Source organism: Ensifer adhaerens (genome assembly GCF_001270265.1).
GTDB classification, from domain to species: domain Bacteria; phylum Pseudomonadota; class Alphaproteobacteria; order Rhizobiales; family Rhizobiaceae; genus Ensifer; species Ensifer adhaerens_B.
Window position 1 is genome coordinate 87,948 of the sequence record NZ_LGAP01000012.1, and the last position, 14,563, is coordinate 102,510.

A 14,563-nucleotide genomic window follows, 5' to 3' on the forward strand; every position below is an offset into this window, starting at 1 on the left:
GTTTATATCACCGGGCGCAGTCGTTTGGTCGTCGGGTCGGTCTTCGTCTTCAGCGTTTCGGGGTCAGGCGGTCGTCGCAGCGCTCGATCAGCTTCGGCATCAGAAGCGTCTGCAGCGCCTCCGGCGGCTCGCCCTCCATCCGGCGCAGGATGTAGGTTCCGAGCAAGCTGCTCGGCTCGCTGATCGGCAGGTAGTAGGTGGTGATCGGCGGCGCGAAGTACTGGCTGACGTTCAGATCGTCGGTGGCGTTGATGACGGCATCGCGGCCGTGCACGAGGCCGCGCTCGTGGAAGCCCGAGAAGGCGCCGAGCGCGGATGCCTCATTGGCGCAGATATAGGCAGTCGGCGGATTGGAAAGATCCGACATGGTCAGCACGTTTTCCCGCCCGAAGGCCGGCGTCAGCCGCCCATGCGCGACCAGAGCCGGATCGAAGGGCAGGCCGGCGACTTCGAGCGCGCGCCTGTAGCTTTCAAACCGGGTTATGCCGTAGCTCAGATCCGACAATGGGTTGAGAAGCGCGATGCGGCGGTGGCCGCGCTCGACCAGTCTCGCCATCGAAACGCGGATCATCTGCTCGTTGTCGGCATCGACATAGGCATGCGGCGCGTTGTGCACGCTCGTGCCATAGGTGACGAAGGGAAAGTCCGCCGCCTGCATCGTGCGGATGCGCGGATCGTCGGCGCGCGTGCCCGAGATGATGATGCCGTCGGCCTTCTTGAGCGAGACGATCTGCTTAATGATCGCCTGGCTTTCCTCGAAATTCCTGACGGCATAGAGCGAGACACGGTAGGGGCTGTCTTCCAGCGCCCAGGAAATGCCGCTCAAGAGTTGGGCGTATTCCACGCCTTCCCACTCGTTCTGCTTCGGGCCCGGCGCCGTCATGATCGCCGCGACCTGGTAGGTCTTGCCGGTGCGCAATTGCACGCCATGCATGTTCAACTCGTAGCCGACGCGCTCTGCCGCCTCGATCACAATCGCGCGCGTCTCCGGGCGAACCTGAGGCGAATGCTTCAGGGCCTTCGAAACGGTGGCAATCGACAGCCCTGTTTCCTGCGCAATGGTCTTGATCGTCGGTCTCTGCATGGCGTTTCGGCTCGTCACGGGTTGTCGTCGCTGAGCGATGCCGCCAGCAGGAGATAGACTGCGGATGTCCAGGCGAACGCCCGATCGCGAAGGCCCCTCCCCGACCGCGCATCGAAGTTTTCGGCCATACCGCTTTTGCTGGCAAGTGAACAGAACTTTTCCGCGATTTCGCGCGTCAGCTCAATCTCCCCTTGCCGGCGAAGGCCATCCCAAAGGAGCAATGTCGTTGGCGCCCAGATCGGTCCGCGCCAATAGCCGTCGTCCTCATAGAACGAACTTTTCGGGCTTTCCGTCGCCGGCCCCCACGCGGTGATGAAGCCGCCAGAGGCAAGACGGGCAACAAGCTTTTCGCGCATTTCACTCGGCAGGCGCGTGCCGAGCAGCAGCGGCATGAACTGGATCAGATTTTCGCCAGGTAGAACACGATCCGGTTCACCAGCAAGCCGTGCGCCGAAAGTCTCGCCGGTCCACAGACGCTTAAACAGCAGCGCCAGCAAAGCGTCCGCCTTGGCGTTCCATTCCGCCGCGCGCTCGGGATCGCTCTCAAGCAAGGTCGCAAGCGTCTCGCAGGCAAGGATCAAGAACACCGGCAGATCGGGGGAGATCACCGGACCGCCTTCGGCAAAGAAGGTCGCATTGTCCCAGCCGCTGTCGTTGCCGTGGAAATAGCTCGGCAGTGACGTTGCGTCCGTGCGTGCGTAGGTCAGCCAATAATCGACCTGCCTGGCGATCGCATCGCGCAAGTAAGTCTTGCGCTCCACTGTGAGGAAATCCGGGTGCCTTGCCGCAATCAGCGACACGGCCCAGCCGTGCACCGGCGGTTTGGTGAATGCGAAGAGCACGTCGCGATCGTTGATGTAATCGGGCAGCAGACCGGAAGCGTCCTGGTGGTCGAAAATCGCCGCGAACTGATCGAAGGCGAGTTCGGCATCAATGGCCGCCACACCCAATGCTGAAAAGGCGTTGTCCCAGCTCCAGATGTTGATCATGTGGTTCTTGGACATATAGATCGCCGGCCGTGTCAGCTGACCGCCTGTTGGTACGCCGTTGGCCCACAGCAGATAGCTCGCCAGCCGATGCGCCTCGTCCTGTCCGTGCGCCCCCCTCGGTACATTGCCGTGCCACTGCTCGAACTCGGCCGCGACGCCGGAAAGTGCCTCTGCGAAACTCTCAAGCGGCGTTGTCGGCGGTAGGGTGCGGAAGAAGTCGACATTGCCCTCGAAAACGCCTGTGCCCGTGAAGGCGAAGGAGACGTCAGCCGAGTGGTCGCGCTGCCAGGCGCCCGACACTTCAAGGGCGCCCGACACTGCGCGGGGGATGAACTTGACGTTTTCGACGGCCGCCACGAGGCAATCGTCGCCGGTTGGCGTGCGATAGACATAGTCGTAGCGCGACCCTTCGAGATGGAAGCGCACACCGGCGTTTTCGCCGTTGACATGCAGCCGCTCACCCTCGCCGATGACGAAGGTCAGCGATCCCGTATCGAGGTGGGCAATCAGGCGCTCCGGCGCCAAGTCGAAGGTCGCCTCAGCCGGCTTGCCCGAAGCGTCGAGGAACTCGACACGGCAGAGGCGGCCAAGCGAGGGCCGCTCGTCACCGCCGGCAACAAAGCGCAGATAAAGGGCAGCACGCGCGCCGTCACCACCCGGCACCTTCATCATCGAAAGCGTCAGAAACCGCCCCCTTCGGCTGAACGGGATATGATCGATATCGAACAGCATCGTTTATCCCTTCACCGACGAGCCGACCGCGCCGTCCATGATGTAGCGCTGGGCGATGAAGAAGAGCGCCAGCGGCGGCAGGCAGAGGATCACCGTGATCGCCGCGATCGAAGTGACGTCGACTTCATGCAGGCCCTTGAACATCGAAAGCCCGAGCGTCAGCGTGTATTTCGACTGGTCGTTGAGGAAGATCAACGGCCCGAGATAGTCGTTCCACGCATTCATGAAGTGGAAGGTGCCGACCAGCACCAGAGCCGGCATCATCAGCGGCAGATGGATGCGCCAATAGATGTCGAAAGCGTTGGCGCCGTCCATGCGCGCCGCTTCGTCGATCTCCATAGGCACGGTCATGATGTACTGGCGGAGCAGGAAGACAAAGAAGGCGTCGGCGAAATAGGCCGGCACGATCAGCGGCTTCAACGTGTTGATCCAGCCCAGCATGTTGAATTCCATGTAGAGCGGAATCATCTTGACGTCCCAGGGGATCATCATGGTGGCCAAAAGCACGATGAACAACGGGTCGCGGCCGGGGAAACGGAAGCGGGCAAAGCCATAGGCAACGAGTGAACTCGAGATCAGCTGCCCGATAGTCGAAAACACGACGACGATGACCGAGTTGGTCAGATAGGTGCCGAAGGGCTGCTTGTTCCAGGCGGCGGCAAAGTTCTCCCAATGCCATTCCGACGGCCAGAAGACCGGCGGGAACTGGTAGAGATCGGCGGTGTTTTTGATCGCCGTCATGAAGGTCCAGTAGAACGGCGCGATGAACAACGCCGAGAGCAGGATCAGCGCGGAATAGAGCAGCGTCTTACGCATGGCCTTCTCCATCGTTCTGGCGGACTTCGCCTTCGTAGTAGACCCAGGCGGCCGACCAGCGCATGACGCCGAGGCTGAGAGCCAAAACGATGATGAACATCACCCAGGAGCCCGCGGCGGCATAACCCATGTCGAAATATTTGAAGGCGTTGTCGTAGATATACATGGCAAAGAAATAGGTGGAGCCGAGCGGGCCGCCCTTGGTCAGAAGCAACGCGATGGTCAACTGCTGGAAGGCCGAGATGATCGAGGTGATGAAGGTGAAGAGCAGCATCGGCCCGAGCATCGGCAGGGTGATGAACAGCATCTGCGCCCATCCGGGAACGCCCGACACGGTCGCCGCCTCGTAAAGCTCCTTCGGAATGGCTTTGAGGCCCGTCAGAAGGATCAGCATGGTGCCGCCGAGGCCCCAGAGGCTGGCGATGATGATCGCGACGATCGCCAGGTTCGGGTCGCCGAGCCAGTTCGGCCCGTCGATGCCGACGAGCGACAGCATGAAGTTCAGGAGACCGTATTCCTTGCTGTAGATCCAGCTCCAGATCGTCACCAGGGCGACGCCGGAAATGACGCTCGGCAGATAGAAGGCGGTGCGGAAGAAACCGCTGGCAAAGGTGATGTTGTGCAGCATCAGCGCCAGCAGGAACGACATGATGATGTTGAACGGCACATAGATCGCCGCGAACTTCACCGTGATCCAGAGGCTCTCCCAGAACTGCGGATCGTCGAACAGCATCGAACGGTAGTTGTCGAGACCGACGAAAGTCCGCTCCCCGACCACGGGCCAGTCGTAGAAGCTCATCGTCAGCGAGAAGACGAGCGGACCGAGCGTGAAGAACAGGAACCCGAGGATCCACGGGGAGATGAACAGATAGGGCGCTGCATAGCGCGCGATGGCAGAGCGCTTGCGCCTTGCCACCTTGGCCTCTGCCCCGGCATAGGTCATATCCATCTCCCTGTACTCCCTTCGCTTACTTGATCAACCGCTTGGAACGGCTGACGGCATCGTCGAGATGCTGCTTGGCGTTGCCCTGGTCGATCATGGTTGCTTCGATGGCGCGCGCGAGATTGTCCTGCACCTTGCCCCAGTTGGCGTTCTTCAGGAACGCATGAGTTTCGGTGTTGGAGGTCGCGAGAATGTCGAAGAACGGTTTGTAGATCGGGTCCGTGGTCATGCCCTTTTCCTCGGCAACGCTGATGCGGACCGGCAGGTCGTTGGTCCGCATGGCAACGGCTTCAGGCGAGGAGAAGAACTTGACGAACTCCCAGGCGAGGTCGGCATGCGCCGCATCCTTGGCGATCGAGATCGCCGAGACGCCAAGCGCGGAATGCGCCGTCTTGTCGCCGAACTTCGGCAGTGGTGCGACGCCATACTTGAAGCCGGCGGCATCGATGCCTGCCTTCGACCACATGGCGCTCTGGAACATGGCGATCTTGCCGCCCTTGAACAGCGTGCTGCCCGAGGTGTCGTCGCCGAGGTTGAGCGTAATCGCTTCCTGCTTCTTGGCCATATCGCCGAACATGTCGAGGACCTGAGCAGCCCCATCGCTGTTCATGTAGCCGTCGATCTGCTTGCCATCGTCGGAGATGTATTTGGTGCCGTTCGACCACAGGAACTGCTCGAAGTCGTAAGGGTCGGGCTTGGCGTCGACGGCAAAGCCGTAGACCTTGTTTTTCTCGTCGCGGAACTTGGCGGCCTTGGCGCGCAGGTCGTCCCAGGTCCAGCCGTCCTTCGGCTCCTCGACGCCGGCCTTGGCGAACATGTCCTTGTTGTAGAAGACGACCTGGGTCGTGAAGCCCGACGGCATGCCGTAGGTCTTGCCTTCGACGCGCGTCGTGTTCATCAGGCCCTTGGGGAAGTCGTCCGGCTTCACCTCTGCGGCGTCGCGCGCGATCAGGTCGTCGAGCGGCATCAGCGAAGTGTAGTACTGCGGAAAGTTCCACATATACATGACGTCGGGCGGACTGCCGGCGCCGAAGGCGGCGATCAGCTTCTGATCGTAACCATCCGCGTAGGGCTCGACCTGCACCTTCACGCCTGGATGCTTTTCCTCGAACTTCTTGGCGATCGCCTGCTGGATGGCCAGGCTCTCATCCGTGTCCCAGGTGGCAAAGCGTAAGGTCTCTTCCGCGCGGGCCGTGGCAGCTCCGGTCATCGCCAATACCATGAGCGAGCCGATGAGCGACTTCGTCTTGTTCTGCATGCTTCTCCTCCTCATTCGGGTCACGCGACCCTTTTGCTTTTTTCCTGATTGATCAGCATCTGCGTCTCGGTATCGAGCGCCCTGGCAATGGCCTTGCCGTCCGCATCGAACAGATGGCAGTGCTCGGCAGGGATGCGCAGATGGATGCGCTCACGGTTTGAAACCGGGTGCGTGCCGCGCACGACTGCCGTCATGTCAGCGCCGTTCTCAAGGCCGATGTGAACATGGCTTTCAGTGCCGAGGCGCTCGACCAGGCGGACATCGCCGATCAAGTGCGCTTCCTCAGGCGAAACCAGCTCGAGCTTGTCCGGGCGGATGCCGATCGTCACCGGCTTGTCCTTGGCGATGACGGCCGAGGACAGTGTTTCGAGCGTCAGATCCCGCGCCAGACCGCCGCCGGAAAGCGTCAGTTCGGAGCGGTCCTGGCGGACCACGTTCGCGGTGACGAAGTTCATCCGCGGCGAGCCGATGAAGCCGGCAACGAAGAGGTTCGCCGGCTGGTAGAACAGCTCCAGCGGCGTGCCGAACTGGCTGACCTTGCCCCTGTCCAGAACGACGACACGGTCGGAGAGCGTCATCGCCTCGACCTGATCGTGGGTCACGTAGATCATCGTGACGCCAAGGCGCTCGTGGAGTGCGGCAAGCTCGACGCGCATGGTCACGCGAAGACCGGCATCGAGGTTCGACAGCGGCTCGTCGAGCAGGAACAGTTTTGGCTCGCGAACGATCGCGCGGCCGATGGCGACGCGCTGGCGCTGGCCGCCGGAGAGCTGTCGGGGCTTACGGTTCAAAAGCTCGGAGATGCGCAGGATATCCGCGGCGTTATTGACGCGGCGATCGATCTCGTCGCGCTTCATGCCGTTCAACGCCAGGCCGAAGGACAGGTTCTTGCGCACGTTCATGTGTGGATAGAGCGCGTAATTCTGGAAGACCATGGCGATATCGCGCTTGGCCGAGCGCAGATCGGTGATATCGCGATCGCCGAGACGGATCGAGCCGGAATCAAGCTCCTCGAGGCCGGCGATCGAACGCAGAAGCGTGCTCTTGCCGCAACCCGACGGCCCGAGAAAGCAAACGAATTCGCCGTCGGCGATATCGAGATTGATGCCCTTCAAGACTTCGAGCGAACCAAAGCCTTTGCGCAGATTTTCAATACGGATAGCTGCCAACGGGCCCTCCCCTGAAGGCGAACATTGCGGTTGTTGGCTCGATGACCAACTTACCCACTGCTCGTGTTAAACGTTTATATGGACGATAAAAACGTTTAACTTCGTTGTAAAGGGAAAAAATCGGGTGCTTGGAAATTGCTGTGCACGACGGAGGGGCCTAAACCAATACGGCCGGTTCATGACCGGCCGTATCTCATCTTGATCAAGGGCTTAGGCGCCCGAGCGTCTCGTCGAGCGCCTCAAGGAAATAGTCGCAATCCTCGGCGCTGAATGGCGCCGGCGGCTTCACCTTCAGCACGTTGTGGTGCGGCCCCTCGCTGCTGAGCAGGATCCGATGCTTGCGCTTCATTTCGGCAATGACGAAGTCGAGTTCGCTTGCGGCGGGTTCCAACGTCTCGCGGTTGCGCACCAATTCGATGCCGTTGAAGAGACCGTAGCCACGCACATCGCCGATGATGGCATGGCGCTTGGCGAGCGCACGGGCGCCGTCCATCAGGCGGTCGCCGACAACCCGGCAATGGTGCATCAGCCTCTCGTCGCGAATGACGTCCAGCACCGCAAGGCCGATCTCGGCCGACACTGGATTGCCGCCGAAGGTGTTGAAGTATTCCATGCCGTTGGCAAAGGATGCGGCAATCGCCTCGGTGGTGACGACCGCCGCCATCGGGTGGCCGTTGCCAATCGGCTTGCCCATCGTGACGATGTCCGGAACCACCCCTTGCGTCTGGTGCGCCCACATATGGCTGCCGACACGGCCAAAGCCGACCTGCACTTCGTCGGCCAGGCACAAGCCGCCGGCGGCGCGCACATGGGCATAGGCCTCGCGCAGATAGCCTTCCGGCAATGTCAGCTGCCCGCCCGTCCCCAGAATGCCTTCGCTGAAGAACAGCGCCGGACGACGGCCGGTGGCCGCCAGCGCCAGAACCTGATTGCGTACATCGTCGGCATATTTATGGCCGGCATCGACGTCGCCGTAGCGATAACGGCCACGATAGAGGTCCGGCATTTCCGCGATCTGGACATGGGCGGGACGCCCCTCGCCGCCCTTGCCGGCAAACTTGTAGGGGCTGACGTCGATCATGCTCGACAGATGCCCGTGATAGGCGTGATCGACGGTGATGACGTCACGGTTTCCCGTATAGGCGCGCGCAAGCCTGAGCGCCAGGTCATTGGCTTCACTGCCGGAATTGACGAAGAAGCAGACGTTTAGCGGGTCAGGGAACTGCGCGGCCAGCCGCCTGGAATATTCGACCAGCGAATCGTGCAGATAACGGGAATTGGTGTTGAGCCGCCCCATCTGCGCTTGCGCCGCCTTCACGACGCGCGGATGGCAATGGCCGACATGGCAGACATTGTTGACCATGTCGAGCCAGCGTGTGCCATCCTCGTCGATCAGGTGGGCGCCTTCGCCGCCGACGATTTTCAGCGGCGCTGCACTATAGGCGATGCTGAGCGAACGGCCGATGCGCCGATGACGCTCGCGCGCGAGAAAATCCTTGTCGCGCGCGACGATGACAGAAACCGGCACGGATAACCCAAGCACGACGCTCGGATCGGGGCTGACCTCGCGCCAGACCTGCCATTGATCGCGCACACCGACGCCGAACATGCGCCCCTCAAGACCGAGATGGTCGGTCACCAGCTGGAAATGCAGATGCGGTGCCCAGTTGCCGTTTTCTTCGGCGGCACCCAGCGTAGCGAACCTCTCGCCTGTCCCGACGTGCTGGCCGATCGTCAGCCTGGCCATCGAGTCGCACGACAGATGGCCGTAGAGCGTCCAGAAGACGTCGCCGTCATCGGTTGCATGCTCCAGCAGGACTGTCGGGCCGAAACCGAAGGCGACGGCGTCGTCATGAAGGAAGGCGACCTTGCCGGCGAATGGCGCATGCACCGGCTCCAATACCGGCGCGAAGATGTCGACGCCGAGATGGATCGAACGGCGCTCGCCCGGAGTTGTCGTTTCATAGGCCTCGCCCTGATAGATCGCCCGATCCTCGCCATAAAGGCCGATACCGAAGTCCGCGTTCTGCTCGCGGATACGGGCCGCAATCCGCGCCTCGGCACCCCTGGCATCCAGTACCGCCCATTGCGCGGCCTCGGAACTGGAGACGGAGAAATCGAAGACGGCGACTTGTGGCTTGGCGACGGCCGGCTTGACGATGGCGGAGAAGTGATGGGCATTCTGCTCCAGCCAGCGCACGACGGCGGCCGCATGGGCGATCGGCGCAAAGCCGCATGCGTCGCGGATGCGGGCGATGGCAATCGCGCGGTTCTCGCGTTCGAAACGCTGGAGCTCGCGCCAGACATCCTCCTGGCTGACAAGCAGGTAAGTGTTCTCAGGGTTTTCGCGGATCTGCTTGGCCGCCATGCACATGCTGACGGCATAGCGGGTGCGAACCAGATCGAAGATCAGTCCTGCCTCGGTCTCGCTGATCGGGTTCGCCCTGTGGTAGGCGCCCGCGAGCGCCGCGGTCATGCCGACCGCATCGGTCGTGCCGATCAGGGCATAGGCCGCAGCGACCGCAATTTCGACGACGCGCCAAGTCTCGACCATATCGCCGAAATCAAGCAATCCGCTGACGCGCCCCTCATCGTCAAGCAGCACGTTGTAGTCGTTGGCGTCGTTGTGAATGACCTGACGCGGGCAGCTTTCGAGGCTTGGAAGAACCGACGATGCAAACCGTTCGAGAATAGCGCGAACGGCCGCCCGCTTGTCGTCGCCTTCGATCAGATCCAAATGCTTCAGATGCATGTCGGCGCGGCCGATATCCCAGGAATAGACGCGTTTCGCGCCGGCATGACCAAAGCCCTTGAGACTGTGATCGAGCCGGCCGAGCAAGTCCCCGAGCGTTTCTGCGCTTGTCAGGCTGCGGGATGGCGACTTCGCCCAGATATTGCCGGGCAGCCAGGTCAGAAGCCGCGCGGTGCGCTCACCACGCACCGTTACCTTTACTGTCGACGCACCGGTGCGACCCAGCACTGGCCGCGAGACCGGCAGATCGGCCGCCGTCTTCGCGAGATGGTCGAGAGCCGCGACCTGCATGTCGAGGTCGTCGGGATCGCCGGACGCGTGCAGCTTCAAGAGATATTGTTCGCCGTCCTGTGCACGAACGCGATAGTTGAGGTCGTGTTCGCCCGGCAGTGGCGACACGTCCCCTTCGATGCCGTAGGTCTCGCTGAGCAGTGTGCGGACTGCCGCCAGTCCCTGCTCAGCCTTCAAATTTTCCTGCGCCATGCCTGCTGCCTGTCCCGTCACCATGAAATCCGTCGTCCATCATAGCTGCGGAAGCTGCCGCTATCGGCCATGCCCGCTTCGTCGATAATCGCTTTCAGTCCGGCAGCGCTTGTCGCCACCGGAACATTCGCCTCGTCGCCGCCCATGTCGGTCGTCACCCAGCCGGGATGCAGCGACAGGACGGCGATGCCGTCCTTGCGGAAGTCCTGCGCCAGCTTCACCGTCGCCATGTTCAAGGCCGCCTTCGAGCAGCGATAGGCATAGTCGCCGTCATCGTCGTCGAGCGTGCCTTCGGCAAGCGAGCCGGCGCGACTGCTGATGTTGGCAACGATCCGGTTGTCGCCGGCAAGGAGGTTCGCATGCAGGGCACCAGCCAAAAGCAAAGGGGCGAGCGCGTTGACGCGCATCACCGCGACGAAATCGTCGCTGTCGAGCGTCGCCAGCCCGCCGGTGTCGCCACGGGTGCCGGCATTGTTGATCAGAACGTCGATGGCCACGCCTTCAAGCGCTCTACCGAGGGCTGCGATTGAAGTGGGGTCAGAGACATCGAGCGACAGCGCTTCTATTGCTCTGTCGAAAGACGCTTCCCCTCTGACGCAGGCGATGACGCGCCAGCCATCGGCCGCATAAAGCTCCGCGAGTTTGCGACCCAGACCACGCGAGGCGCCGGTGATCAGCACGGTGCGGCGGGCCGGTTTCGCCGCCTTATCGATGCTTGATGTCATATTTTCTCTCGACCATGTTCACGAGGCTGGCCGCGGCAAGCGTCAGGAAGATGTAGAAGATCGCCGCGGAGTTATAGGGCGCGAACGGCAGGAAGCTTGCCGACTGGAACTCGCGCATGCGCTGCGTGATGTCCCGGATCGACAGGATCGACAACAGCGAGGTGTCCTTGAGGATCGCGATCAGTTCGTTGCCGAGCGGCGGAATGATGATCCGGAACGCCTGCGGCAGGATGACGAGGCGTGCCGTCTGCCAGCGGTTGAGGCCGATGCTGCGCGCCGCCTCGACCTGGCCGACCGGAATGGCGTTGATGCCAGAGCGGAAAATTTCGGCGAGATAGGCCGAATAGGCAAGCGCCATCGCGACGATGCCGCGCACCAGATTGGGCGGATCGAGCACGCCTTGCGTGGCGTCCTTCAACGCTCCGCTGAGCGGCAATCCGACGTAGAGCACGATGACCAGCATCGGAATGCCGCGGATGGTGTCGACGATGAACTCTGAGCCGACAGCCAGCGGGTGACGCTGGTGCAGATAGCCGCCGAACGTCAGAAGTCCGAGTATGATCGCGAGCACGGCAACAGTGATGCCGGTCGCGCGATCGCGGTCGTTGAGCGCTTCGGTCTTCCAGAGCACCGGCAGACCGACGGGCGCCGATGCGGCCGGCAGCAAGGCGGCACTGACGCCTTCGTTCTTGGCGATGGAGGCGAGCGCCTCGGTCGGGCCGACAAAGGTGCGCACCGGCGTCTCCGTCTGCGGCGCGCCGTCATACTGGCCGAACCGTACCGCGCTTATCAGACCCGCCGGGGTATTGGTGACGATACCGACCTTGCCCTCAAGCGTACCGGCAAGCACGTAAGCGTCGCGCGGCTGCAGCAGGAACCAGGCGGCCATGAGTGCGAGAACCAGTGTCGCCACGGCAAAATAGAGGCTGGTGCGCACCGTCGAGCGCAATTGCAGGAGCCCGACCCACACCAGGCCCAGCACCGCGGCCAGAATATAGGCGGCAATCGCCGCGCGGATGGTCGTCGCCACGCCAGCGGCAAAAGCGATATGGGCGAAGAAGAACACGAATACCAGCCCGGCGCCGTTGACGACGCCAAGGATCCAGCGCCCGATCCATCGCAACGGACTGTCCAGCGGTTCGCCGGCGCGCGCCCCTGCGAAAAACAGCCCGAGGCCGAGAATGCTCAGAAGCAGATAGGCAGGAAACAGCCACGCCTCGACGCCACGCACCGACAGATCGGCCGCCTCCGTCAGTTGCCGTGGTGTGACGCCCTTGACGATTAGGTCCGATTTGAATGCATCGACGCCGTTTGCCACCACCGAGGCGATGAACGGATGAATGCTCTGCCCGAACAGCAGGACCACGGCCGCGGCCAGGTTCACCACCGCCGCAGCTACGGCCCATTTCGGGCGGCTCGCCTTGGGCCGCGAGAACAGGAGTACGCAAAGGCCGGCCGAAAAGGCAATCGCCAGCGTGAGAAAACCGGGTACGAAGGCAGACGAGCCGTTCTCGACGCCGAGGATGGCGCGAAGCGACCGCTGGTAATCTCCGGAGGATACGAAGAGATAGATGATGAAGGGCAGCGCGGTCAGGATGATGAGATTGCTCGGACGCACGCTTCTCAGGAACGACATTCATTCCTCCGGGATATCGAATGGAACAGGCTGTGGTCCCAGAGCGCCAATGGCGCTCTGGGAGAATTGCGGAAGGCTTACTTCAGGCCCCAGTACTTGTTGACGAGCTGGTCGAGCGTACCGTCGTCCTTGATCATCTTCAGGCCCTCGTTGAAAGCCGCGACGTTCTCGTCGCCCTTGCGGAAGACAAGGCCGAGCGGATCGGATTCCAGATCCTTGATCGCCACCACCAGTTCGCCGGCGAATTCGCGCTCGTAGGCCGCCGCATTGGCGCCGTTGATGACGACGCCGTCGACGTCCTTGTTCTTGAGCGCGATGATGGCGGCGCTGAAGGTGTCATAGGCGGCAACGTTCTCCTTGCCGACAACACCTTCGGCGACCTGCGCGTCGGTGGTGTTCGCCTGGGCGGACAGCTTTCTTCCGGCCTCCTTGAAGCGGTCGAGCGTGATGTCCTGGTCTTCAACGCGCATCAGCACGGCCTGGCTGTTGACGATGTAAGGGTCCGAGAAATCCATGGCCTTCTTGCGTTCCTCGGTGATCGAGACGCCTGACGCGACGAGGTCGAAATTGCCCTGGTCGAGGGCTGCGAAGATGCCGTCCCAGCCGGTGGTGACGAACTCGGCCTGGCAGTTGATCTTGGCGCAGATCGCATTGACCACATCGACGTCGAAACCGACGATCTGGCCGCTTGCCGGATCGACGCTTTCCATCGGCGGCGAGGTCGTGTCGGACCCCACCTTGAGCAGCTTGCCGCCGAGGTCGGCGGCATGGGACACGCTTGAGGCAAGAGCCGCAAAGGTCAGCGCTATGATCAGTTTTTTCATGGTTCTCCTCCTTGGATGATAAATGCTCAGACCAACCTGCCGCCGAGATTGTCCGGCTGCCTTTCGATCAGGGTTGGCCTGAAGACCTGCCTGAGCGCCTTCGGGTCCTCACCCTCCATGCGCTTCAACAGGAATTGCCCGAGTGTCCGTCCGAGGACCTCGATCGGTTGATAGAAGGTGGTGATCGGCGGCGTGAAATAGGCGCTGACGTTGATGTCGTCATAGGCGATCACGTCGACGTCGACGCCCACCTGCCGCCCGAGACTGCCGAGGCCCGAAAGCACCCCGAGCGTCGTCGACTCGTTGATACAGACGAAGGCGGTCGGCGGCTCAGCCACCTGCAAGAGAGCGATCACGCTCTGCCGCCCGAAATGGGTGGAAAGATCGCCTTCGACAACGAGGTCGGTAGAGGCGGCAATGCCGGCCTCGCGGAAGGCGCGATCAAAGCCGTCCAGCCTGTCCAGCGCATAGGAAAGACGGCGCTCGGGATTGACGAGCGCGATGCGGCGATGGCCGCCAGCGAGCAACCGCGCGGTGGCAGCGTGCGCTGCCCATTCGTTGTCGATGTCGACATGGGCGTAGTCGAGGTCCTTGCGGCAACGCCCCATCGAAACGAAGGGGAAGTGCTGGTCGACCAGCAGATCGATGCGCGGGTCGTCGGCAAGAATACCCGAAAAGATCAATCCGTCGGCCAGCCCCTGATCGACGATACGACGCGCCGTTTCGGCGCCGTCGGCAGCGTCACGAATGACGTGCACGGACATGCGGTAGTCCGTGCCTTCCAGCGCCTGACTGACGCCGCTCAAGACCTGAGTATATTCGACGCCGTCCCACTCATAATCACGCGCTGCCGTCACCGGCATCAGCACTGCCGCCTGGAAGCTCTTTCCGGTGCGAAGCGCCATGCCGCGTGCATTGGCCTGGTAGCCGACTTCACGCGCCGCTTTGAAGATGAGATCGCGGGTCACGGGCGCCACGACAGGCGAATCCCTGAGCGCCTTCGAGATGGTCGCGATGGAATAGCCGGTGATTTCGGCCAGCGTCTTGATCGTCGGCGCCGGCGTGCGCCGGGTTTTGTGCATATGCGCTGCCATGCACCCTCCCAGGCCCCTTGGCTCACTCTGAACATATGCGTAACAGCCAATAAAAACG

Annotated in this window: 11 protein-coding genes; all 11 read right to left on the reverse strand. The window is 62.1% G+C overall.

The window, feature by feature from the left end; translation table 11 throughout:
• Positions 1 to 49: 49 nt before the first annotated feature.
• The 11 genes from AC244_RS18505 to AC244_RS18555 all read right to left on the reverse strand — a co-directional run bounded on the left by AC244_RS18505 (position 50) and on the right by AC244_RS18555 (position 14,505).
• Complete coding sequence (locus tag AC244_RS18505; protein WP_053250289.1) at positions 50 to 1,084, reverse strand: LacI family DNA-binding transcriptional regulator; 1,035 nt, start codon at positions 1,082 to 1,084, stop codon at positions 50 to 52.
• Positions 1,085 to 1,098: 14 nt separating this feature from the next.
• Positions 1,099 to 2,805 (reverse strand): amylo-alpha-1,6-glucosidase, encoded by a 1,707-nt coding sequence (locus AC244_RS18510; protein ID WP_053250290.1) that lies wholly within the window; start codon positions 2,803 to 2,805, stop codon positions 1,099 to 1,101.
• Positions 2,806 to 2,808: 3 nt separating this feature from the next.
• Positions 2,809 to 3,621, reverse strand: a complete 813-nt coding sequence (locus tag AC244_RS18515; protein ID WP_053250291.1) for a carbohydrate ABC transporter permease — start codon at positions 3,619 to 3,621, stop codon at positions 2,809 to 2,811.
• Positions 3,614 to 4,570 carry a carbohydrate ABC transporter permease gene (locus tag AC244_RS18520; RefSeq protein ID WP_053250292.1) on the reverse strand — a complete coding sequence of 319 codons (957 nt, stop codon included), beginning with the start codon at positions 4,568 to 4,570 and terminating at the stop codon, positions 3,614 to 3,616. Before AC244_RS18520 ends, AC244_RS18515 begins: the two co-directional genes overlap by 8 nt.
• Before the next feature lie 19 nt (positions 4,571 to 4,589).
• Entirely contained in the window at positions 4,590 to 5,822 is a 1,233-nt protein-coding gene (locus AC244_RS18525) for an ABC transporter substrate-binding protein (RefSeq protein ID WP_053250293.1), read from the reverse strand.
• Positions 5,823 to 5,842: 20 nt separating this feature from the next.
• Positions 5,843 to 6,991 carry an ABC transporter ATP-binding protein gene (locus AC244_RS18530; RefSeq protein WP_053250294.1) on the reverse strand — a complete coding sequence of 383 codons (1,149 nt, stop codon included), beginning with the start codon at positions 6,989 to 6,991 and terminating at the stop codon, positions 5,843 to 5,845.
• Positions 6,992 to 7,193: 202 nt separating this feature from the next.
• Positions 7,194 to 10,226 carry an aminotransferase class III-fold pyridoxal phosphate-dependent enzyme gene (locus tag AC244_RS18535; protein ID WP_053250365.1) on the reverse strand — a complete coding sequence of 1,011 codons (3,033 nt, stop codon included), beginning with the start codon at positions 10,224 to 10,226 and terminating at the stop codon, positions 7,194 to 7,196.
• A 17-nt stretch (positions 10,227 to 10,243) separates the two neighbouring features.
• Positions 10,244 to 10,906: an SDR family oxidoreductase gene (locus tag AC244_RS18540; protein WP_053250366.1), complete on the reverse strand. Its 663-nt coding sequence runs from the start codon at positions 10,904 to 10,906 to the stop codon at positions 10,244 to 10,246.
• 25 nt (positions 10,907 to 10,931) lie between these two features.
• On the reverse strand, positions 10,932 to 12,587 hold the full coding sequence (locus AC244_RS18545) for an amino acid ABC transporter permease (RefSeq protein WP_053250295.1): 1,656 nt from the start codon (positions 12,585 to 12,587) through the stop codon (positions 10,932 to 10,934).
• A gap of 77 nt (positions 12,588 to 12,664) precedes the next feature.
• Positions 12,665 to 13,411 (reverse strand): transporter substrate-binding domain-containing protein, encoded by a 747-nt coding sequence (locus AC244_RS18550; protein WP_053250296.1) that lies wholly within the window; start codon positions 13,409 to 13,411, stop codon positions 12,665 to 12,667.
• A 26-nt stretch (positions 13,412 to 13,437) separates the two neighbouring features.
• A complete protein-coding gene (locus tag AC244_RS18555) occupies positions 13,438 to 14,505 on the reverse strand; it encodes a LacI family transcriptional regulator (RefSeq protein ID WP_053250297.1) in 1,068 nt (355 codons plus the stop codon).
• Positions 14,506 to 14,563: the final 58 nt, after the last annotated feature.

Bases quoted from the DNA above. Each gene is read 5' to 3' on its own strand.
- AC244_RS18505 (WP_053250289.1), bottom strand. From the start codon at position 1,084: ATGCAGAGACCGACGATCAAGACCATTGCGCAGGAAACAGGGCTGTCG.
- AC244_RS18510 (WP_053250290.1), bottom strand. From the start codon at position 2,805: ATGCTGTTCGATATCGATCATATCCCGTTCAGCCGAAGGGGGCGGTTT.
- AC244_RS18515 (WP_053250291.1), bottom strand. From the start codon at position 3,621: ATGCGTAAGACGCTGCTCTATTCCGCGCTGATCCTGCTCTCGGCGTTG.
- AC244_RS18520 (WP_053250292.1), bottom strand. From the start codon at position 4,570: ATGGATATGACCTATGCCGGGGCAGAGGCCAAGGTGGCAAGGCGCAAG.
- AC244_RS18525 (WP_053250293.1), bottom strand. From the start codon at position 5,822: ATGCAGAACAAGACGAAGTCGCTCATCGGCTCGCTCATGGTATTGGCG.
- AC244_RS18535 (WP_053250365.1), bottom strand. From the start codon at position 10,226: ATGGCGCAGGAAAATTTGAAGGCTGAGCAGGGACTGGCGGCAGTCCGC.
- AC244_RS18545 (WP_053250295.1), bottom strand. From the start codon at position 12,587: ATGTCGTTCCTGAGAAGCGTGCGTCCGAGCAATCTCATCATCCTGACC.
- AC244_RS18550 (WP_053250296.1), bottom strand. From the start codon at position 13,411: ATGAAAAAACTGATCATAGCGCTGACCTTTGCGGCTCTTGCCTCAAGC.
- AC244_RS18555 (WP_053250297.1), bottom strand. From the start codon at position 14,505: ATGGCAGCGCATATGCACAAAACCCGGCGCACGCCGGCGCCGACGATC.